The sequence below is a fragment of the Winogradskyella psychrotolerans RS-3 genome, from assembly GCF_000427335.1.
Classification (GTDB): domain Bacteria; phylum Bacteroidota; class Bacteroidia; order Flavobacteriales; family Flavobacteriaceae; genus Winogradskyella; species Winogradskyella psychrotolerans.
Window position 1 is genome coordinate 1 of sequence record NZ_ATMR01000081.1, and the last position, 21,834, is coordinate 21,834.

Here is a 21,834-nt window from a genome sequence, read left to right on the forward strand (position 1 = left end):
CCTTATGATTAGTACTAATCATAAGGCTTTTTTGAAATTAAATAAGTGTTTTTAAATCACTTAATTATTTTGATAATTCTGTAAAATATTTATAAAACCATGGAATAGTTTCAATGCCTTTAAGGTAATTCCATACTCCAAAATGTTCGTTTGGTGAGTGAATCGCATCGCTATCTAAGCCAAAGCCCATTAAAATCGTCTTACTATTTAATTCTTGCTCAAAAAAGCGATACAATAGGAATACTTCCTCCACTACGTTGAGGGATTGGCGTTTTTCCAAAAGTTTCTTCATAAGCTTTTGAAGCTGCTTTGTAACCTAAACTATCAATAGGAGTCACGTAACCTTGTCCACCATGATGTGGTGTTACTTTTACTGTCACTCCTTTCGGAGCGATACTCTCAAAATGTGTTTTAAACAATTCTGTAATCTCTTCCCATTCTTGGTTAGGTACTAAACGCATAGAGATTTTGGCATAAGCTTTACTAGCAATTACTGTTTTGGCACCTTCACCTGTATAACCTCCCCAAATACCGTTAACATCTAATGTTGGTCTAATGGAGTTACGCTCATTGGTAGAATACCCTGCTTCACCATAAACAGCATCGATATCTAAGGATTTTTTATAGGCGTCTAATGAAAATGGAGCTTTTGCCATTTCAGCACGTTCAGCATCTGATAGATCTTCAACCTTATCATAAAAGCCAGGGATGGTAATATGATTGTTTTCATCGTGAAGCGACGCAATCATTTTCGTTAATACATTAATTGGATTGGCTACTGCGCCACCATAAAGTCCAGAATGTAAATCTCTATTTGGTCCTGTAACTTCAACTTCAACATAACTTAAACCTCTTAAGCCAGTTGTAATTGAGGGTACATCTGGTGCTATCATACCAGTATCTGAGATTAAAATCACATCATTTGCTAATTTTTCTCTGTTTTTTGCTACAAATTTTGCCAAGTTTACACTCCCAACTTCTTCTTCACCTTCAATCATGAATTTCACATTACAAGGCAATTCGTTGTTAGCCGTCATGTATTCCATGGCTTTCACGTGCATATACATTTGACCTTTATCGTCACAAGCTCCTCTAGCGAAAATGGCACCTTCAGGATGTAACTCTGTTTTTTGAATAATAGGATCAAAAGGAGGTGAATTCCACAAATCTAAAGGATCTGGTGGTTGCACATCATAATGACCATATACTAATATTGTTGGTAAATTTTTATCAATTATTTTTTCACCATAAACAATAGGATAACCTTCAGTTTCGCAAATTTCGACATGGTCGCAACCTGCTTTTTCTAAACTTATTTTAATGGCATCCGCTGTTTTTAGAACATCCGCTTTGTAAGCAGAATCTGCACTTATCGATGGCATTTTTAATAAATCGATAAGTTCGCTAAGAAAACGGTCTTTATTGTCGTTGATATAAGATTTTATTGATTGCATAATAGAGCTTTGATTTTAATCAAAAGTAGGAATTTAAAGAGGAATAAATTAATCATGACCAAACTTTAAGAAATCATTTAGAATTCTTGAAAATTTAGTATTTGTTTATTCAAACTATTGTTTATATTTGCAACCCAATATTTATTGGATAGTTGCAGGCGTGGTGGAATTGGTAGACACGCTAGACTTAGGATCTAGTGCCGCGAGGTGTGAGAGTTCGAGTCTCTCCGCCTGTACTAAAAGCCGAAGAGAAATCTTCGGCTTTTTTTGTTTAAAATTGACCTCAAAAAATCAGTGGTACAACATTTTATCATTTTCGTTGACTTAAAATTATGGGCGTAAATCTCATAATACTAGGTGAATGTCAACGGTTCTAATTTTGTTATCACTATTAGTAAAACTAAACCTTTCAAGAAATTTAAAGGTTTTTTTTAAAATAGTGGAGAATATCATTGTCATTCTTCGACTTAATAACTTCCATTTTTATTCAGTAATTTATATAAAATTAAATTTTTAATTTACCTAGTAACCCAGAATAGCGCTTCTCAGGGGTTGTTATTGTTGTTATGAATTGAGTAATTTTTATATCGCTTTAATCAGAAAAGGTAATCTCTCCTAGAATTGTTTCTGCTTTAAAAATGGGTTCATTATCGCTTGTAAATCGCATTGAAGGATTTTTTTTATTAATAATTAATACGATTATCAATGAAAGAGAGGCTATCGGTTTGGTTTAGTTACTGATATGATTTAAATCAGCTCATACTATATTTTAAATAGGGAAATTTGTTCTGCAATTTAAATTTTACAATAGGACTAAGATTAAGATTTTGATGATTAGTCTTTTGTTGTAAGGTGAAAAATAGTTGAACCTTATCGTTATGGTTGTAGCACTTATTTTATACTTTCTTGTAGCCATTTTTTTAATGGTTAAGTTATTGCTTTACGGCGTTAGACCCACTAAAACATTAGCATGGTTATTGGCTGTTTTTACGATTCCAATTGCCGGAATGCTATTCTATTTTGTACTTGGTCGCAACAAAAAAAAGAACAAGTTCTATAAGCAAAAGAAAACTAAAGATATTAAGCAGTATCTGAAAAAAAGTTGAAGATTATTATAATACTATTGATGTAAAAGAAGAAGAAATTCCATTTGAACTTAAGGATCATATTAAACTAGTAAAACTAATTACAAAAAGTGCTAAATTTTTGCCTTGTACAAAAAATGAATTGACTCCTTTAGAAGACGGAGTAGCCACTTTTGATGCCATTTTTAAAGCGATTGAAAGTGCAAACCAATTTATACATATACAGTACTATATTTTTGAAGAAGGTGATTTGGCGCAACGATTTTTAACCCTCTTAAAACAGAAAAAAAAAGAGGGTGTAGAAGTGCGATTTATGTATGACGATTTAGGGAGTAGGCTATTAAGCCATAACTATCTAAATCTGCTTAAAGAAGCAGGGATAGAAGTGACTAGTTTTTTGCCTATGCGTTTTGGTCGACTTATGTCTTCTTTAAACTATCGTAATCATCGAAAAATTGTTATAGTAGATGGTTTGGTGGCTTTTACTGGTGGTATTAATGTCTCAGACAAATACATAAAAGGTGATCCCAATCTAGGTGTTTGGTACGATATGCACCTACAATTAAAAGGACCCATTGTAAATAGTCTACAATCTGTTTTTGCAATAGATTGGAGTTTTGCGAGTGGAAAAGATGATCTTTTGTCTTCCAAGTACCTCATAACACATCCTGGTATAGGGACCTCAATAGCTCAAGTTATTTCTAGTGGGCCAGACTCAGATTTTCAATCGATACATCAACTTTTTTTTCAATAATTACCAGGGCAAAAAAGTATGTCTACATTACCAATCCGTATATAATTCCTGGAGAAGCTTTAATGGCAGCTATGCAGGTAGCTGCGTTAAGTGGTGTTGATGTGCGGATTTTGCTGTCATCTAATTCGGATAGTTTTCTTGTTAAATGGACAGTCCGCTCATATTTTGAAGATTTTTTAGAGGCTGGAGTGAAAATCTATATTTACCCTGATGGCTTTCTGCATAGCAAGGTTATAATTTCTGATGATGAGTTAACAACAATCGGAACCGCTAATTTAGATATTAGAAGTTTTGAACAAAATTATGAGGTAAACGTGTTAATCTATGAAAAGGAATGTACAACAAAGCTAAGACAAGATTTTTTAAAAAGATGCGAAAAAAGTATACAAATAAACTATGAGGAGCACCTAAAAAGACCAAAAATTGAGCGCTTAAAAGAAGGCTTGGCTAAAGTTTTTAGTCCTATTTTATAGTTTTTTCAGATGATTATAAAATTTTTCAATTCAGAGAATACAAATACTTTTACATTAAAATAGCTATATAATGACAAATGGATTTATTCAACATCTTTGCGAAAATTAAGGCAAATGGAAGCACAAAGAGATAGGGTTACAATCGTTTTTAATGACATTAATAATTATTGCCTTTAATTCACAATTTGTAGATAAAAACGAGGATGCTTTGGTATCACATTAATTTAAAAATCAAAGCTAATTTTTAAATATGCTCATTCGAGAAAACGTTCTAAAAGATTCACCTGCCATTTACCTACAACACCTAGCTCAACATCTGCATTAATAAGTAAAAGTCCATATCCTAATTGGGAGAGTTTACAATCACTAATAATTTTAGAATTCACCTGAGTAAAAATAGGTAAAAAATGCTTTTCTATTTTTAAGCCAGAAGATTTGCCAACCTTAATTGCTTTTAAAATAGCGTCAGTAATTTGCGGAGGAGACAATCCTTTTTTTAATAAATCGCTAGCCAAATATGTCATGTTTGTTGTATTGTAAAACCTAAGAAAACGATCTATAGTATCTACATTTTTATATTCCTCTCTGTAAAGTATTACTTCCATATTTGGTGTTTTTTAAAACTAAAAATGAGCTCATTAAAATCTAAAATCTTTTTTAATCTTAAAGCTGCTTGGCGTAATCAAAAACGATTTTTTTAAATGCACGGAAATCATTTGTAAACGTTGTCATTCTGTCTTTGATTTTACGATGCTCTTCTCTATATGTTCCATCTGCTAACCCTTTTTTACCATCTTCAATTTTTGAAAGTTGGCGCTCGTGTTTCATAATAGTTGCTTGCAAATCCTCAAAAAGGTCTTTATGGATTTTGTCTAAAGTTGTTAGCATTTTTGAGTGTTCTTTTTGCGCTTCATTTTTTGCTTCTTTATTTTTTAGCAAATTTTCAAAAAATCGAGCTTCATCTTTCCAAAAGGCGATGTCTTCTAGCCATTCTTGACTTTCAAAATGTAGAATGTCTAATCCTGCGCCGAGTAATAATGCTGTTTTTGGGTTTAGTTTTTTAGTTTTCATAATTTATAAATTCGTGTTTATGTTTTAGTAGTTAAATATCTGTTTAAAAAGCTGTTACGAATTCTGTTTCTTGTATTCTTTATTTGCTTATCAACCTCTTTTGTGGTTAAACTTTTAATTTTTGCTATTTCTTCTGTATTGAAGTTATGACTTGTGAATAGATTAAAAACAGTTTGCATGTGTATTGGTAGTTTGTGTAATACCATTTGCATATGTTTTTTTACTTCTGCTTTACTTAATTCTTTATCAAGTTTGTCTATATAATCTTTCTCATTATCTTCAATGAAAACATGATTTAAGGTATAATCATTATGGTTATAAGAACTATCAGCTAACTCTTCAATCAGTAGTAAATCGCCCCCTCCATCTGTACTAAATTTTTCTTCCATTGCATCCCATTCAGGTTTAGAATAATCGTCAATATTCTTAAAAAATAAGTCGTCAAATTCTTCTTCTACGATGATATCTTCAAGTAGTTTATCTGTTTTTTTAAACAGCCATAAGTAAAAATCTTTTGCTTCTTTTACTTCATCTATGTGATCGTAGACTTCAATAAATAGTTGATCTACAAAATCATTTGCTTTGTACTTGTTTTTAGAGAAATGCCCATTATGAATTGCGGTAACCAATCTTCCATTAATATACTTTTTAATATTTGGTAGTATTTTCAATATTAATTTATTGAAAGCTTCTTGATCCTCCTCTTTTTTAATTGAATGAGATTAGGAAAGGTTCGTTCAACAAACATGTGAAATTCGCGTTGCTTGTAAAATCTGACAGTCTTTTTCATCTTTTTATATTTATTTACAGCTTTTAACTTAAATAGTAAAGTTGCATAATTACTTTACGATTTGAAATGATATATATCATTCACAGTATAATTTTAATTGCTAAAAATCAATCTGTTAAATGTTTGGTGACAGCCGTGGCTTAATATTCAAACTGATAATTATCATTCCCGTAGGGTAATAATGATTGTACATTTAATAAGACAAATGATTGTTTAATTAAATCTATTTAAAAATGAAAACAGATGTAGAAATCAGAAATGATGTCCTCGATGAATTAGCTTGGCAACCAAATATAGATGAAGCGGAAATTGGTGTTATTGTAAAAGATGGTATTGTAACTCTAACGGGAACAGTTGATAATTACAATAAAAAAATTGCTGCTGAGAACGCTGTAAAAAGTGTTAAAGGTGTTAGGGCAGTGGCTGAAGATATCGAAGTAAACTATGGTAGCTCTTTCAAAATGAATGATACAGAAATTGCAAAAGCGGCGGTTACTTCTCTCGAATGGAATGCTTCTGTTCCAAATGAAAAAGTATTGATAAAAGTTGAAAATGGCTGGATAAACTTAACAGGTGAAGTGCAATGGTCGTATCAAAAAGATGCAGCAAAAATGGCTATTGAGAATTTGCAAGGAGTACGAGGTGTTAGTAATTTAGTAACTATTAAACAAGCCGTAGAACCCTATCAAATTAAGGAAAACATAAAAAAAGCCTTGGAGCGTTCTGCGGAACTTGAAGCAAAAAACATAATGATAACTGTAGATGGTCATAATGTTAAACTAACTGGTAAAGTACACTCACTTACTGAAAAAGATGAAGCTCAAAAAGCAGCCTATTTTGCTCCAGGCGTTTGTGAAGTAGATAATGAATTGGAAGTTACGTGTTAGCAACAGTTTGTAAAGAAGCCCTAACTGAGAATATTAGTTAGGGCTTCTTTTTTTAGCATATTGGCTATATTGGTCTTTGCTATAATTTTAAGATGTCACTTGGTGTATTTACATGTATGGTCTTATCTCCAAGAAGCACAATTGGCTCCTTTATTAAATGAGGATTCTTACGCATTATTTTTATCCAATCATCATCACTGAACGTTGAATATTCAAAATGTGTTTTAAAATCCGGGTGTTCTTTATTTACCAATCCATCAATTTTTAAATGAAGTTTATCGGCAAGCTCCTCCAGTTGTGTTCCGGTAAAAGGCGTTTTTAAAATATCTACATCTCTCACGGCATATCCTTCTGCTTTGGCATATGCTAATACTTGTTTGCCAATTATAGAGTTGGGATTGTAAAATAAGATAAGTGCTCTGTTTGATGTGGCTATTTCTCCCATCATTTAGTCTTTTTGAAGTGTTTTTTTGAGGTTTTAATTGTCTGATCAATCCGTTTTATTTGAAAAAAATTGATTAAAATTAGCGATAATTACGGATGGTGACACATCTATTCTAGACGATTAAAAAGTCCAAGTCCTGTGCCAATTATAGCTGTTGCTTATAGATCTAAAAAGGATATTTATACTATTGTTTTGTGTAATTTTAGAGTTCTAATTAAGTACTTATTCATTTGAATTTTCTTTTTCGAATAGAATTGTTAATGTAAAATGAAATTGTTCTTCTTCAGAAAAAGTGTTGTAATACGACGATTCAGATTGTGCAATTTCCGTGGCGGAATAATGCTCAAGGTACATTTCGTTAATTTCTTTATTAGCTTTTTCTATAGCCTCTGTTGGGTTTTTTTGAGAAGTGAATGTTTTTAGAATCATTTTCATCTATTTTAAATTGTCCATTATATTTTATTCTTGCATAACTAATGTGTGGCTATCCTTCTTTTAAAATGGGATTAAAATACCGTTGCACAGGTTCTGGCAAACTATCCAATTGATTTTTCTGAAATCTCTAATGAGATTTGCTTTTTGATTGCGCAAAAAGATCTTTTATGTGTTTGCTCAATTTTGTGGACAGATTTATTTTGCCAATGACAAGAGTTAATATATGAAATCCAGTTAGGGTGAATATAATTATTATGCTCTGCACCTTTCAGATATCCTATTCAATTCCGAAATGTTTCCTTACAAAAGCATCTTGTTGATTGTCTGACATTTTATCTGCGGCTTCAATATCAATTTTTATATCCTTGAAATGTAAATCAGTATTCAGGTAATTATGTAGCTCTGTTTTGGCATTGGTTGGACCAAACAAGAGTACATGTTTATATTTCAAAATTTCATCTGAAATCTCTTTATAATATGCTTCATTCATTTGTTGACGCTTATTATGCATAAGATTTTCGCTTCTTGTTAATGCTTCTTCTTTTGTATCAAAAGTGAATTTTGACACTATAGAATAACTGTTTTTTTTAGAATTTAAATCAATCATATTTGCAGTTGAATGATCCATCCAAATACCTAAATTTTTTTGTGTTTTCATGTGTTTCTTTTTTAGTTGTCAGATGGAATTCGCCAATAAACATGTTGGTTGGTGTCAACTGAATTGTGATGGCTCATTCTATAAGACTATTTTGAAATAGGGTTATTACCAAAGTTAGGCATGTTGCTTAGTAATAGAAATGATATTAGTCATCTAGGTTTTTTAATGTGAACTTAATTTGTGTTCCTATTTTGAATTGAAAACCTCTCCGAATCTAAAATCTGAGAGGTTTGTAACCTTATTTTAAAACTTAGGATGTAATCTTTTCATTAAATCTGCAAGCTCTTTTTCTGTTTGTTTTAATTCTTTTTGAGCTTCTATCAATTTATCCGTTTCATTATTAGAAGAATGGTCATAAACATTCATAGAAAATCTTTTATGTCGATCATGTAATGCCGCTAATTGATTGCGTTCGTCTGGGTGATGTTGCATAATATTTGAATTTTAAATTAATACTATTTAATTATTGAATTTCTTTGTTTTTAAAGTTTATGAAATAATCTCTAATTCGTTCTCTATCTCATAAATGCCTGGTGCATAAAATGCCGCTTTTTGTGCTTCTATTTTTTCGGCAAACGAATTTACTTTACCTCGTAGTTTTATAATATGAGCATCTACTAACTCCACAGTAATAGTGTTAGCATCAATATATGCCGAGCGCTCAAATGCTTTTACAATGCGTTCTTTTATCTGATATAGTTTTTCTGCCTTTTGCTTAATAGAGATATTATTAATGATGCCTTTAACTCCTATTAGATGTTGTGCAACGCGTTTTGCGGCTTCCCTTTGATACCACCATTCTACTTTTCCGGATAAATAGACCCACCCATCTTCAACTTTTATGCTTATATTATTTTTTGGTACAGCTATATTCCAAGCTAAGGCATCTATAACTACATTTGCAATTTCGGTATCGGTTTTATGGTCTTGCGAATCATATCCAACCTCAATATCTTCAGCTACAGCTTTCACTCCTTTAATTTTTTTTACCGCTTTTTCTGCCGCAATTTTATTGGCATAACTAAACACTTGTCCTGTTAGAGTAACCACACCATTTTTTAACAATGACACCAATTTGGGTTTCATCTATACTGGGTTGAAATACTAGCTCATCTAAGACATCTTGTTTAATTTGTGCATCTGTTCTCATAACACCTTGCTTTTTTAATTGTATTAATCCTCATTTTTATTAAAAAGGTCAGTTATTGCTATACCACTAGTTACGGCAATTAAAAACGTTTTGTTTTTCATAATACTAGAATTGAATAGTGTTATTTTTTGTCTTTATGAGATTTTATGTAATGATTCAATACTTGTTTTAAATCGTCTAAATACTCTTTCATTATTTTTTTATTCATATTTGGATGCTTAAAAGCAGGTATGGTTATAGGTTGTTCATCTAGAAATGTATAGAGTTCAGGGTGATCCGTTTCGATAGTGTTGGTTAACGCTGTGATTTCGGTTAGAAGGGTTTTTAAATCAGACATTTTGAAGTGTTCTTTTGATACTATTTTAATAGTCCACTCAATGTATCACCATCTAAAACGCGCTTTGTAATCATAAAAACATCGTTACGGCTTTTTCTAAATGATTTTACAAACAAAGCAATGTTATCTTCAAGTTGTTCGTGCTTAGCTCGAAATGCGTGTGAATCATTTTTAAAAGGATCGTCTATTAAGTTTCCCAAATAGATTAAATGTTTCGCTATTTTAGTTTCTAAGTGGCTACAATTATTAGTTGTTTCTACTAGAATAGTCTCTATTTCCCTAACATCATCAATATCCTTTTTGCTAGCCATCCGAATAAAATATTTGTCTATAATGTGCTGCAAAAATTCTAAATCGAGTAGATAAAATTCTAAATCGCTTTTCCAATGCTCTGTTAGCACAAATAATTGTTCCCAATTAGCTTCTTGTATGTAATCATCTTTAGGTCTAATTCTAAATTTATTCATAATCAAGTGTTTAATAGTAATGTAAAGTTAGATAGACATAAAGACAACCCAAATGATATAAATCATCTAGAACTATGGTTTAATTAAGAATGGCCTGCTAATGATTTTAAAAGCATCCGGAAAATTATATTTAGGGATAAATTGATGTGATGATTGTATAACTAAAATTAAGTCCTTAGAAAGGGAATAGGTGAATTTTTAGTTGACCTGTTTCTGTTTTTAATATTATAAATAGACATTCTATCTCACTTTAAAGTACTGCAATTGCAAACAGGAATTGGTTCTCCATCAATTGCTTGTAGAGCTGCTTCTATGGCCTCTTTTCTATATGTTTTATTTTCAAATCCTGGATAGATATTTGTAAGTTGAATGTCATTGCCTTCCTCATCCTTACCGCGTAAATCATACCTAATAACTACTTTTGTGTTTAAGGGAGCATAGTAATACACAAACCAGGCATCAGATTCTCTTAAGCCTATGCAACCATTAGAATAGGCTTTTCCTAAAGTAGCCATATTCGTTGTAGGATGTATAAGTTGACCAAAGCGTTGACCATTTATTTCTGGCTCTATCCACGGTATTGCTGGTAGCTTCGTTACATTATTGTCATCTCGTTTTGTGGTGTAGTATTTATGGTTGTCTTTGGGATTAATAAATAAAGGTGCTTTATTAACTCTAACTATTTTACCTATTCCAGGTTTTGTCCGCATATCGACTTCGCGTTTTGCCATTTCTAAATAACGTTGATTATTCTGGCCAACTCGTACAGGAAATCTGTGAAGTTCTTTTCCATTTTCTATAATTCTGAGTTTAAACTCTGGTACATTAACATCAATATAGGTATTTGCCATGCGTTCCCTAATGTTAAGGGTTTGTATAGAATCTGGTAAAACTAAAATTTGCCCTTTTTGAAGTGCGAGTAACGATTGAGAATCTTCGTTAAAAATTCCTTTTTCTTTTAAGTAATAATAATCTGTATGTGCCAATGTATCTAATATCCAAGGATTAAATCTTACAATAATATACTCATCAATAGAATAATTGCTTTTTTCATTTTGCGTTGTAACCAAACTGTCCATCCATTTAAAATAGGAACGTATCGTCACATCTTTTTTAACCGTTATTTTAGTATTAATAATTGGTTTTTTTAGAACACTGTCTTTTTTAATCGATTGTTCGGCAATAGTAGTTGAGTCTAAAGCAGAATTGCTCTTATTTACATATTCGCAGCTAGTAAGACAACTAAATGATAGCAGAACTACAAAAACTATAGGTTTTAATTGAGGCCTCTTTTTAGTACTTAAAAATATAAGGGTTCGGGATATCTTTATCATGCAGTATGTTTTAAAATATTAAGGTAGACATGAAAAATGTATGTCCAAATGATAGATATCAGTACTTGTAAAATAATGTGAATTGTAATTCTTATTATTATTTAGACAAACCATATCCTTTTTGGATAAATAGCTATATATCTATATAAATGAGGTATATTATAAAATAATCAAAAAATGCGGCAAGCTTAAGATTGTTCATGCTAATTCGATATTAAGTGATGAAAAAAACCATATTATTAATTAAATACGATAAAGCCTTATTAGAAAGTACATCAGAGCTTTTAGAATTAGAAGGCTATAATGTTATTACAGCCACTAATGGCGAATATGGAGTTGAAAAAGCTAAAGAGATTATACCAGATGTTATTCTTTGTGATTTAATGATGCCAGAAATTGATGGTTATGACGTTTTAGAGATGTTGTCTAATCATCATACTGCAAATTATATTCCTTTCGTATTTCTATCTAATAGTTCATCGCTTAAGGAGGTTCATAAAAGAATGGATTTTGATACCGATGATTATGTTACAAAACCATTTACTAATGAGAATTTAATTACAACTATAGAAAAACGTTTAGAAAAGTCAACACTACTAACCCGAGTTTTAGAAAAAGAAAATGGCTCTAACAAAACGGCAGCTGAAAGTGAAATTAATAATTTAAACGACCTCAAAAATTTTTTCGATAACAATGGAGAACTCACTAATTATAAAGAAGGACAAGCCATTTATAGTAATGGTGATCATTCTAATAACGTTTATCTAATAATAAAAGGAGTTGTAAAATGTTTTAGAGTAGATGAAAAGGGTAAATTATTTACAACAGCACTTTATAAGCCTGATGAATTTTTAGGTTTTGCCTCTTTTAAAAAAAACACAATTTATCACGAATGTGCTTCTGCCTTAAATGATGTGCAACTTGCAGGAATATCAAAAAAAGAACTTAATAAAATTCTGAATGAGGACAATAATATATCTATGGAATTAATGGAGATGCTCAATCAAGATCTCGAAATAATAAAAGAACAATTACTGCGTATGGCTTATGGTTCGGTCCGTAGAAAAACAGCACAATCCTTATTGTATTTTGCCGAAGCATTAAATAAAAAACCTAAAGAAAACATGCAAATTTTAAGAACCGATATAGCAAATGTTGCAGGCATTGCTACAGAAACTTTAATTCGCACATTGTCGGTATTTAAAGAAGCGGGTTATATAGAAGTTGATAAACAATATATTAGAATCATTGACCAAGATAAGCTTCAATTAATGAAATAAGTACTTACCTTTTGTAGTCTTTAAACAGCCCAATTTTTAAGAAAATTGGGCTGTTTTTGTTCGTGTTTAGATCTTAATTTATTTAGATAGGACTGATAATTATCATTGACTTCAATTTATTACTCATCTATATTTGGTTAATAATGCGAACTAGATCTTCAAGTTAAAAGCAAAATATTCAACCATTAAGTAAATATTTTAAAGCCGAAGTAAAACAATATGAGATGATAATACCTCTTACCATAAATCTGGCATTATATAAAAACGCTAACGTAGATTGTTTAATTCCAGCCCATAGATTGATGCATCTATTGCCAGTAAATAACGTTGAGTTCTAAAATAAACATAGGCATTTAAAAAGAGTACTTAAAATGATAGAAAACAATTTTAATATAACAGGATTAACACAAAATCAGGTACTTGAAGCGAGAAAAAAGTATGGACATAACATATTGCATTTTAAGAAAGAAAGTGGGTTTCTGTATTTAGTAAAGAACCTCATTAAAGAACCGATGGTTATTTTGCTATTGGTTACCTCTTCGATATATTTTATTACAGGAAATAGTGGTGATGGTGTTTTTCTAGCGGTCGCGATTGTTTTAGTCTCAGCAATTTCTTTGTATCAGGATTCTAGAAGTCGTGATGCTTTAGAAAAATTAAAAATTTATACACAGCCCAATTGTAAGGTCATTAGAGAGGGTGTAATAACCGAGATTAAAATCGAAGAATTAGTTATTGGAGATTGTATGATGGTGGAAGAAGGTACTACAATACCAGCAGATGGCAACATTGTGCATTCTAACGATTTTTCGGTTAATGAATCTATTCTCACCGGAGAATCTTTTTCTGTTTATAAAAATCAAATAGAAGGCACTAATTCAATTTATATGGGAACAATGATTGCTAGCGGACTAGCCATTGCTATCGTAACCCATATTGGTAACGAAACTAAATTAGGAAAAATAGGAAAAAGCCTTGAAGATGTATTAGAAGAAAAAACACCATTAGAAGTACAAATCAACAATTTTGTAAAGAAAATGGTGATTGTAGGTGTTGTCATTTTCCTAATTGTTTGGGTCATAAATTATTTCAATTCTTATAATGTATTAGACAGTTTACTCAAGGCACTTACTCTCGCGATGAGTATTTTGCCAGAAGAAATTCCGGTAGCATTTACCACTTTTATGGCAATGGGAGCTTGGAGACTTATGAAAATGGGCGTTGTTGTAAAGCAAATGAAAACCGTTGAAACCTTGGGCAGTGCCACTGTAATTTGTTCAGACAAGACAGGTACTATTACTGAAAATAAAATGAGTCTTGCAAAACTTTATAGTTTTGAAAGCAAAAGAATTATTTCAACCAAAGAAGAAATAAATAAAGAGGAAAAAGAACTGATCCGAACCGCTATGTGGGCAAGCGAGCCCATTCCGTTTGACCCTATGGAAATAGCGTTGCACGAAAATTATAACAAATTCTTTACGTTAGACGAAAGGCCGTTATATAAAATGTACCATGAGTATCCATTAGATGGTAAACCACCAATGATGACCCATATTTTTCAGGATGATGCTGGTAATAGAATTATTGCTGCTAAAGGAGCACCAGAAGCCTTATTAAATGTTTCCAATCTCATTCCTTTCGAAAGAAAACAAATTGAGGAAACCATAAATATTTTGGCTAACGATGGTTATCGTGTGCTAGGCGTTGGTAGAACTGTTTTTAAAAGTGATAATTTTCCTTCTAAACAACAAGATTTTCAATTTTCGTTTAAAGGATTGGTAGCGTTTTATGATCCACCAAAGCAAAACATTCAATCTGTTTTTGATGATTTTAATACTGCAGGAATTACAGTAAAGATAATTACAGGAGATAATGCTGCTACTACTAGAGCCATAGCAAAACAGATTAGTTTTAAAGATTATGACAAAAGTATTTCAGGAGATGAGTTAATGAATTTATCTGATTCAGAACTGTCTAAAACAGTTTCAGAAACTCAAATATTCACTCGAATGTTTCCAGAGGCCAAACTCAAAATTATTAATGCCTTAAAGTTAAATGGGGAAGTGGTCGCTATGGTAGGTGATGGCGTTAATGATGGACCAGCATTAAAAACAGCTCATATTGGGATTGCTATGGGTAAAAAAGGAACGGAGATAGCCAAAGATGCCGCTTCACTTATTTTAGTTGACGACGATTTGTCTAAAATGGTTGATGCTGTGGCAATGGGCAGAAAGATTTATACCAATCTTAAAAAGGCCATTCAATATATCATATCTATTCATATTCCAATAATTTTAACGGTATTCATTCCATTAGTGTTAGGTTGGATATATCCTAATATCCTATCTCCAATTCATATTATATTATTAGAATTAATAATGGGGCCAACCTGCTCTATTGTTTATGAGAATGAACCTATGGAAGAAGATACAATGCTTCAAAAACCACGTCCATATTCAGTCGCTTTTTTTAATTGGAAAGAGTTAACCACAAGTATTATTCAAGGCCTAATGATTACCATAGGAGTGCTTATTATGTATCAATACGCAGTAGCCCAAGGTTACAATGAAGCCATTACTCGCACAATGGTGTTTATCGTTCTAATGTCTGCAAATATTTTTCTAACTTTTGTAAATCGGTCGTTCTATTATTCGGTTTTCACCACAATAAAATATAAGAATAGATTAATTCCAATTGTAATTGGCGTTACTACTTTTATCACGACTTTACTACTGTTTGTGAGGCCTTTAAATGAATTTTTTCAATTTGAAATATTAAATGCCTCTCTTATAGTTAAAAGTATAGGAGCAGGATTTGTATCTGTTATTTGGTTTGAAATCGTAAAGTGGTTAAAAAGAAAGAATAGACCATTAAATGAGGTGCTACGATAATAATTTGACTAATAATTGATTTGGAAATACTTTTTTGATCTATCGCTAACTATAATAAAATCATTAACTTATAAAATAATGAAACTCTATATTAAATACATGGTAAGTCTAAGGTGTAAGCTTATGGTAAAACAGGAGTTAGAAAAACTAGGATTACATTATACAAATATTGAACTTGGTATGATTGAAATAAAGGAGGACATTACTAATGAATTAAAACAAAAATTGAAATCAAATTTGGCCGAATCTGGTTTAGAATTATTGGACGACCAAAAAAGTATACTTGTAGATAGGATAAAAAATGTAATTATTGAAATGATACATTATTCTGAAGAGCTTCCAAAAGTGAATTATTCAGATTTTATAAGTGAAAAATTAGGATATGATTACACGTATTTGTCAAATTTATTTTCAGAAGTCAAAGGCATCACCATACAATATTTTATTATCAATCATAAAATAGAAAGAGCCAAAGAACTCCTGCTTTATGACGAGTTAAATCTAACGGAAATAGCCTTTAAATTACACTATAGTAGTGTGGCACATCTATCTAACCAATTCAAGAAAGTAACAGGGCAATGTCCTTCATTTTATAAAAAAATTGGTGAAAAAAGGAGGAGTAATTTAGAGAATTTGTAATCTTCAATTTTAGTTGAGTAGTATAATTTTATTCATACCTATCAAACTGTATGCAGATGATTCACCCGAATTAGGCAAAAGTGATTTTAGTATAGAACTTATGAAAAGCCATGAAAAAACAACTTGGTTCTTACGTTTCTACATCAAGAACAGTGATATGATTAATTATGAAGATTGCCACTTTTTGGAGAATGCATTCCATTCGGAGCGTTGGTTAGAGTGTCTTATTATTTTGGATGTTCGCTACGCTATACTCAATTCTTATTCAAAGATAAAAGCACACTGCTAGGTCTGTTTTTTTTAAATGAAATAATTGCATCTGTGATATGTGTAAGGTTATGAGTTAGTTGTGTAATGTTAAAATAATATTTGTAACTACATTTATATCAGTACAATTAAGTGCTGTTAAATCACAATATCATGGATAACAAGAAAAAAGTAGAAGACGCCAAAAAGAATGCTACTAGCAACGTAAAAAAGCCTACGGATACTAAAAAGAAAACAGAAGACAAAAAGAATAAATAAACCCATTAGTCTTTTTTGTTAATTATAAAGTCCGTTTTTAAACTAATGTTAGTTGATTGAAATCAGTTTAAAATTAAAAGAGCAGTTAAATAGCAAACTGCTCTTTTTTTTTGCAGAATAATTATCTGTGATTTATGTAAATCTATTAAAAATTGATATAACTATATTCCCTTATAATCAAGCATCTTTGTAGGGCTATTAATCGTTTTTTTAGGGGAAAGTCCATATGAATAATATCGTTTGGCAATAAAAAGCAGACTTAACCGTCTGCTTTTTAATATTACTATCAAAAAGTTTGGTAGAGGTTTTCACAATTAAAATCATTAAGAAATGAGAGGTTTATTATACATCATCGCAGTTATTCTTGTCATTGGTTGGGCACTAGGTGTCTTTGTCTATAGTGTAGGAGGTTTAATACACATTTTATTAGTTATAGCAGTCATAGCTATTCTTTTTAGACTAATAGGGGGAAAAAAATTTAATAACAAAAAGAGTTGAAAATATTAAAATTATGAAAACAATAAATTTTACAATCGTATTATGCCTAACCGCTTTACTATTTACATCATGTAAAGATGAAACAATGAGTAAAGCCAAACAAAACATAGATGAATATACAAGCTATGTAGACTCAGTATCAGATTTAAATGGAACCGAAGCCAATTTAAATTGGAAAGAAATTGAAAATGGTTACAGCAATCATAAATCTATGGCGATGCTTAACTTAAATAATATTAAAAAAAATGAAGCGTTAAAAATTGATATAGATAAAGCTACATCGAAATTTGAAGCGTATAAAGTTCAGATTGAAGAAGAAATGCAACAACAAAAAATACAAGATTTACGAATTCAAAAAGACAATTTTAGAATGTCTCTTTTGGGAAAAAATTACATCAACGATGACATGAAGTTTGAATGGATAAACAAAAACAATATACTAAGTGTTTACCAAAACTTTGTTGATACTACTGAGGCAAATAAAGACAATTATTCAAGAGAAGACTGGGACGAGATTAAATTGTTATATGAAGCTATAGACACTAGAAAAAATACAGTTGAAAAAGAAGGCCTTTCAAGTTCAGATAATAGAAAAATTGCAGGATTAAAATTAAAGTTTGCACCTATGTATACTTTAAATAGAATGGGAGCGAAGTCTGAAGAAAACGCCAATTCAAAAAAGAATTAGTACTATCTTTTTCTACATTGAACAACAGCATAAACCGGTTCACCTTTAATATCTAGTCCTAAATACTCAGTAGAAATTTTTATCTGCATTCAGGTACAAGAGAGGTACAACAAATATTGAGGCTACATGGCTTTATCTAGCCTCAATATTTATTGATTGAAAATAAACTATACCATTAAAGTTATAGGTTATTGACAAGAGTTACAGGTTGTGAAAGAACTTAAAAATAATTATTTTTATTATTTGTTCTTGTCATCATTGCTGAATCTGATTTCTATGTTTTTAAAAATCAAAGCCCATTCCAAAAGCTATTCTAATACCATCAGAAGAATTAAAAACCCCTAAGTTTGCAGATAGTAAATCCACAGCGTTAACAAAAAATCCACCACCATAAGCGTTATGCCATTTTTCGGAGGTATCATCATCAATCCAAACACGACCATAATCGAAGCCTCCATACATGCCTAATTTTATAGGAATTAATTTTGTTTTCATACGATTGAAACTATATCTCAAATCTGTATTTTGATAAAAGGCATTCTTCCCCGTAAAACGTTGGTTTCTATAGCCTCTTAGACCATCAAGCCCACCTATTGAAGCCGCTTGGTAGAATTCAAAACCATCTCCAAAATTTAAATGACTTTTTAATTTAGTAGCGAAAACCAAACGTCCTGATGGATTTAATTTTCTTGCAAAGGCTATATCAGTTATAAGATATCCAAAATCACGATTGCTGACTTCTAAATTATCTTTATAACCTGTTTCAATAGAGAAATTCATTCCGTTGGTTGGGTAGGTCTCATTATCGTAGTTAGAGTAGGTGTAACTTGCATTTACACCTCCAAAATGCTCTTCGTCAAACACATTACTTGGCAATAAATTATTGTCTGATACAAAACGATTATCACTGTTTTGAATTTCATTTACCTCATAACTAATACCAAAATGAATAAGACTTCCGCGTTTAGAATTCCAGATAAGCTGTGGGCTTAATCGGAAAACTCTAGTTTTTACGCGGTTGTAGTCTAAGCCAAAGTCGTCATCAGAATTTTCAGTTTCATTTCCGTATCCAAAGAAATTGACACTATAATTCGGACTTTGAAAATGTGCTTGAAATCCAAAATTTAAGCTTCCAATAACATTTGCAAACTCACCTTTATAGTTTAATTCATAACCATCGGTTGCAAAATAATAGGCGGCTTTAAGTTGGTGTTGTGATGTAAATGGATTGCGCTCAAAACCATAAACAGTATAGGTATTTGTTAAACCTAATTTTAATCCATCGTCTGGGTTCGCACCTAAGGTAGGAATGATTTGATTGACATTATTTTTATTTTTCGATAATCATACACGTTTGTATTATAATCGTCTGTTAATTTAATTCGCGCCTTTTTAGCTTGTGATAAATCATTTTTCTTCGATTTGTAATCGTATATCACAATGTTTTTACCCGATTCAACTTTGTAATCATCATTATTTTGTCCACCAATAAAACGCACTTTAATTTTAGAGATTTTTCCCTCAACTTCAAAGCTATCGTCATCGTCTAAACCATATATCCAGATTTCTTTAGTTGATTTTGGTTCATAAATTTTATGATGAAAACGATCTTTAATGGTGTCATCTTTTTTACGATATAGTGAGACCTCGACCTTTCCATTTTCTAAAGCTTTAACATGGATATAGTCATCTTTATTTGTTCCTGTTACAATAGCATATCTACTAATTAGTTTTACATATCGATCTGAAATCTTTTGAAGGTTAGCCCGTCTTTCTTTTAAAATCTTTTTAATTTCAATAATAGATTGCGGGTCTACTTCTTTAGGAATATTGTTAAAAGCGTCATCTATAACAGCATCTGTAATTTGAGATTGAATGAATTGCACTTGTTCATCCCAATCTAACTTACTAGATTCTGGAATAAAGGCTACATCCAATGAAAAACCTGATACATTAAATCCTTTGACATCTTTTAAATCGTCTTCATATTTTCTAAATTTTCTTGCTGCCGGAATAAGCGTTACGCCAGAGGCAAACAAAAAGCCATCAGACATTTTAGAAAACGCAAAATCTCTGTCTCTTGGTAAGGGTTTGTAAATTGTTTTGCTGTCGTTTTCAAATACCAACCAACGCCATTGGTCTTGGTGTCTGTCTGCATCTCCAATGAGCATATCAAACAATCGCGCTTTAATAAATTCTTTTTCGTCTATAATTTTAGATTCGTCACTTAATACATCCTGCAGCATATCTACTGTGCTCACAATCTCCCCTGTGAAATTTCCTGTTGCTAATTCGTTATGACCATCAGAAGGGTGTTCTTCAAAAAGGTAAAGTTCGTTTCCGAAACCGTCGTTATAAGCCCCTAAAGCACTTTGTTTTGGGATGTAATATAATTGGGGATTTAAATGGGCTAGATTTATGGCGTTAGATAGTGCTCCTACAGCAAAAGGGGCGTATGGATAGGCACCAGCAAAAATATCTTCTAATAAATCTTCGGATGCTGTTTCTGTAAACTGTCCTTCAACATACTGATCCTTAAAAATAGCAGATTGCATAAATTGGTCTGCTTGCTTTTTCATAGCACGCATTACATAGCGTTTACCGTTTGAAGCCTTTAAATGAAGGGTTTTAGATTGTGTACCGCCTCCTTTTCTAAAAGGTTTTAAACCCCCCATCAAGGTATCTAAGTTAGCGACCTTTGCCTTAACATTTGTACTGTATTCATCTCTATAGCGATCTCCCCATAAGAATTTATAAAAACCTGATTTATCGGTGTCTTCTTTTGAATAAATGGAAGCACTTACAGAATCTGAAGTTATTTCGGCATATTCAGTTTTAGAAACCTGTTCGGGTTGTTTTATTTGTTTAAAAAACTCGACTTCTTCAGAAGTTGAATTAAAAAACTGAACATCTACAGCCTTATCATTTCCTATATTTAATACCGCGTAACCAGGAATAGCATGTCCATAATTATCAGAATTACGGATTCTTAAAGGTGTTGTTTTAGAACCCGAACCACTAACGATTTGAGATACATTATCGGACTCCAAATATTGTAAATTATGCTCATGTCCTGATAAGAAAATTACATTTTCGTTTTGTTGCGCCGTAGCAATTAAATTTTTCTTAATTCGTTATAAAAAGGATTAGAAAAGTCAGCATTTACAATACCAGTAGATGTTCTTAAAATATTTTTTAGAGTTCCAAGAACAGGTATAGGTTTCATGTTTTCCTTTACACCATAACGTCCATTGTGTGGTCCATTACTATACATAGGATGGTGTATGGCAACTAAGGTAACCTTGCCTCTAGCTTTTTTTATTTCACCTCTAAATTCGTCTAAAAAATCAGCTCTAGTTTTTATTTCGCAATCATCATTAATTGTTGGGTGATTATTCCAGTTGGTAACGTACCAGTGTGAATCTACAATCAGCATAACAATATCATCGCTAATGTCTATCTTTTCAATAGGACAGCCGTTTTCTGGTTGAAATGTGTTTTTCCCTAAGGCTTCTTCAACCATTTTTTCTTGTTCCTTTAGGCCTTTTAAACCGCTGTACCAATCATGGTTTCCTGGGATAAAATAAACACTTCCAGGAAATGTTTTGGCAACGTCTAATTGAAGCTTTAGAGCATGTTCTGCCGCTTTAATGGCGTTATCGTTTTTTAAAGGGATACCACGTGGATAGATGTTATCTCCTAGAAATAAAAGGAAATCGTCTTTGTCTGCTTTTTCAAATTGAGTTTGCAGTTTTAATAATGTTTTTGGTGCTGAGCCATCGTCTTCAGGCTTTCCTACATCTCCAATTAAAAAAACATTGGTGGTGTTTTTATCGATATGTTTAATTTCTTTGTCGCTAGCATTAACATTGTGCGCATTATAAGTAGCACAACTACTAATAATTAATCCCATACTAATTAAACCAAATAGTAGTTTTGCTTTCATTTTGTTATCTTTTCTTATGCGGTTTGT

General features: G+C 31.6%; 23 protein-coding genes, 1 tRNA gene and 1 pseudogene. 10 read left to right on the plus strand and 15 right to left on the minus strand.

Features of this window, described 5'->3' with window-relative positions:
• Positions 1–64: 64 nt before the first annotated feature.
• A pseudogene (locus ADIWIN_RS05435) lies at positions 65–1,454 on the minus strand (dipeptidase).
• A 154-nt stretch (positions 1,455–1,608) separates the two neighbouring features.
• On the opposite strand from ADIWIN_RS05435, the gene ADIWIN_RS05440 reads away from it, so the two are divergent.
• The 4 genes from ADIWIN_RS05440 to ADIWIN_RS20305 all read left to right on the plus strand — a co-directional run bounded on the left by ADIWIN_RS05440 (position 1,609) and on the right by ADIWIN_RS20305 (position 3,766).
• Positions 1,609–1,690 (plus strand) — tRNA-Leu (locus ADIWIN_RS05440).
• Between the two features lie 642 nt (positions 1,691–2,332).
• Positions 2,333–2,560 carry a PLDc N-terminal domain-containing protein gene (locus ADIWIN_RS22135; RefSeq protein ID WP_020895873.1) on the plus strand — a complete coding sequence of 76 codons (228 nt, stop codon included), beginning with the start codon at positions 2,333–2,335 and terminating at the stop codon, positions 2,558–2,560.
• 100 nt (positions 2,561–2,660) lie between these two features.
• Positions 2,661–3,293, plus strand: coding sequence for a phospholipase D-like domain-containing protein (locus tag ADIWIN_RS20300; protein ID WP_161624666.1), 633 nt, complete (start codon positions 2,661–2,663; stop codon positions 3,291–3,293).
• Positions 3,294–3,337: 44 nt separating this feature from the next.
• Positions 3,338–3,766: a phospholipase D-like domain-containing protein gene (locus tag ADIWIN_RS20305; RefSeq protein ID WP_235047039.1), complete on the plus strand. Its 429-nt coding sequence runs from the start codon at positions 3,338–3,340 to the stop codon at positions 3,764–3,766.
• Between the two features lie 254 nt (positions 3,767–4,020).
• On the opposite strand, the gene ADIWIN_RS05450 is transcribed toward ADIWIN_RS20305, so the two are convergent.
• Genes ADIWIN_RS05450 through ADIWIN_RS05460 form a run of 3 tightly spaced genes read right to left on the minus strand, consistent with a single transcriptional unit; the run spans position 4,021 to position 5,508 of the window.
• Positions 4,021–4,371, minus strand: a complete 351-nt coding sequence (locus tag ADIWIN_RS05450; RefSeq protein ID WP_020895876.1) for a hypothetical protein — start codon at positions 4,369–4,371, stop codon at positions 4,021–4,023.
• Between the two features lie 58 nt (positions 4,372–4,429).
• On the minus strand, positions 4,430–4,837 hold the full coding sequence (locus tag ADIWIN_RS05455) for a hypothetical protein (RefSeq protein WP_020895877.1): 408 nt from the start codon (positions 4,835–4,837) through the stop codon (positions 4,430–4,432).
• A gap of 17 nt (positions 4,838–4,854) precedes the next feature.
• Positions 4,855–5,508, minus strand: coding sequence for a sigma-70 RNA polymerase sigma factor region 4 domain-containing protein (locus ADIWIN_RS05460; protein ID WP_020895878.1), 654 nt, complete (start codon positions 5,506–5,508; stop codon positions 4,855–4,857).
• A gap of 352 nt (positions 5,509–5,860) precedes the next feature.
• Here ADIWIN_RS05460 and ADIWIN_RS05465 point away from each other — a divergent pair, with 352 nt between their 5' ends.
• Complete coding sequence (locus ADIWIN_RS05465; RefSeq protein ID WP_020895879.1) at positions 5,861–6,514, plus strand: BON domain-containing protein; 654 nt, start codon at positions 5,861–5,863, stop codon at positions 6,512–6,514.
• Between the two features lie 79 nt (positions 6,515–6,593).
• On the opposite strand, the gene ADIWIN_RS05470 is transcribed toward ADIWIN_RS05465, so the two are convergent.
• The 8 genes from ADIWIN_RS05470 to ADIWIN_RS05505 all read right to left on the minus strand — a co-directional run bounded on the left by ADIWIN_RS05470 (position 6,594) and on the right by ADIWIN_RS05505 (position 11,340).
• On the minus strand, positions 6,594–6,959 hold the full coding sequence (locus tag ADIWIN_RS05470; protein WP_040756620.1) for an arsenate reductase family protein: 366 nt from the start codon (positions 6,957–6,959) through the stop codon (positions 6,594–6,596).
• Positions 6,960–7,181: 222 nt separating this feature from the next.
• Positions 7,182–7,388 carry a hypothetical protein gene (locus ADIWIN_RS05475; protein ID WP_020895881.1) on the minus strand — a complete coding sequence of 69 codons (207 nt, stop codon included), beginning with the start codon at positions 7,386–7,388 and terminating at the stop codon, positions 7,182–7,184.
• Between the two features lie 283 nt (positions 7,389–7,671).
• Positions 7,672–8,052, minus strand: coding sequence for a hypothetical protein (locus ADIWIN_RS05480; RefSeq protein ID WP_040756622.1), 381 nt, complete (start codon positions 8,050–8,052; stop codon positions 7,672–7,674).
• A 243-nt stretch (positions 8,053–8,295) separates the two neighbouring features.
• Complete coding sequence (locus tag ADIWIN_RS05485) at positions 8,296–8,484, minus strand: hypothetical protein (protein WP_040756623.1); 189 nt, start codon at positions 8,482–8,484, stop codon at positions 8,296–8,298.
• A 57-nt stretch (positions 8,485–8,541) separates the two neighbouring features.
• Positions 8,542–9,138: a BON domain-containing protein gene (locus ADIWIN_RS05490; RefSeq protein ID WP_051155417.1), complete on the minus strand. Its 597-nt coding sequence runs from the start codon at positions 9,136–9,138 to the stop codon at positions 8,542–8,544.
• Between the two features lie 185 nt (positions 9,139–9,323).
• Positions 9,324–9,539: a hypothetical protein gene (locus ADIWIN_RS05495; RefSeq protein ID WP_020895886.1), complete on the minus strand. Its 216-nt coding sequence runs from the start codon at positions 9,537–9,539 to the stop codon at positions 9,324–9,326.
• A 20-nt stretch (positions 9,540–9,559) separates the two neighbouring features.
• Positions 9,560–10,006: a hypothetical protein gene (locus tag ADIWIN_RS05500; protein ID WP_020895887.1), complete on the minus strand. Its 447-nt coding sequence runs from the start codon at positions 10,004–10,006 to the stop codon at positions 9,560–9,562.
• A gap of 245 nt (positions 10,007–10,251) precedes the next feature.
• Positions 10,252–11,340: a L,D-transpeptidase gene (locus ADIWIN_RS05505; protein WP_051155418.1), complete on the minus strand. Its 1,089-nt coding sequence runs from the start codon at positions 11,338–11,340 to the stop codon at positions 10,252–10,254.
• A 221-nt stretch (positions 11,341–11,561) separates the two neighbouring features.
• Here ADIWIN_RS05505 and ADIWIN_RS05510 point away from each other — a divergent pair, with 221 nt between their 5' ends.
• From ADIWIN_RS05510 to ADIWIN_RS05525, 5 genes are all read left to right on the plus strand, one after another.
• Positions 11,562–12,620, plus strand: coding sequence for a response regulator (locus ADIWIN_RS05510; RefSeq protein WP_020895889.1), 1,059 nt, complete (start codon positions 11,562–11,564; stop codon positions 12,618–12,620).
• Between the two features lie 371 nt (positions 12,621–12,991).
• Positions 12,992–15,511, plus strand: coding sequence for a cation-translocating P-type ATPase (locus ADIWIN_RS05515; protein WP_020895890.1), 2,520 nt, complete (start codon positions 12,992–12,994; stop codon positions 15,509–15,511).
• Between the two features lie 78 nt (positions 15,512–15,589).
• On the plus strand, positions 15,590–16,150 hold the full coding sequence (locus ADIWIN_RS05520) for a helix-turn-helix domain-containing protein (RefSeq protein ID WP_040756633.1): 561 nt from the start codon (positions 15,590–15,592) through the stop codon (positions 16,148–16,150).
• Between the two features lie 855 nt (positions 16,151–17,005).
• Positions 17,006–17,173 (plus strand): lmo0937 family membrane protein, encoded by a 168-nt coding sequence (locus tag ADIWIN_RS20310; RefSeq protein ID WP_152487221.1) that lies wholly within the window; start codon positions 17,006–17,008, stop codon positions 17,171–17,173.
• Between the two features lie 13 nt (positions 17,174–17,186).
• Positions 17,187–17,861 carry a DUF6565 domain-containing protein gene (locus ADIWIN_RS05525; RefSeq protein WP_040756624.1) on the plus strand — a complete coding sequence of 225 codons (675 nt, stop codon included), beginning with the start codon at positions 17,187–17,189 and terminating at the stop codon, positions 17,859–17,861.
• A 282-nt stretch (positions 17,862–18,143) separates the two neighbouring features.
• Here the strand turns inward: ADIWIN_RS05525 and ADIWIN_RS21205 are convergent, their stop codons facing one another.
• The 3 genes from ADIWIN_RS21205 to ADIWIN_RS21215 all read right to left on the minus strand — a co-directional run bounded on the left by ADIWIN_RS21205 (position 18,144) and on the right by ADIWIN_RS21215 (position 21,807).
• On the minus strand, positions 18,144–18,737 hold the full coding sequence (locus ADIWIN_RS21205; RefSeq protein ID WP_020895894.1) for a ShlB/FhaC/HecB family hemolysin secretion/activation protein: 594 nt from the start codon (positions 18,735–18,737) through the stop codon (positions 18,144–18,146).
• A gap of 422 nt (positions 18,738–19,159) precedes the next feature.
• Positions 19,160–20,911 carry a hypothetical protein gene (locus ADIWIN_RS21210; RefSeq protein ID WP_020895895.1) on the minus strand — a complete coding sequence of 584 codons (1,752 nt, stop codon included), beginning with the start codon at positions 20,909–20,911 and terminating at the stop codon, positions 19,160–19,162.
• Positions 20,912–20,976: 65 nt separating this feature from the next.
• Positions 20,977–21,807: a metallophosphoesterase family protein gene (locus tag ADIWIN_RS21215; RefSeq protein WP_020895896.1), complete on the minus strand. Its 831-nt coding sequence runs from the start codon at positions 21,805–21,807 to the stop codon at positions 20,977–20,979.
• Positions 21,808–21,834: the final 27 nt, after the last annotated feature.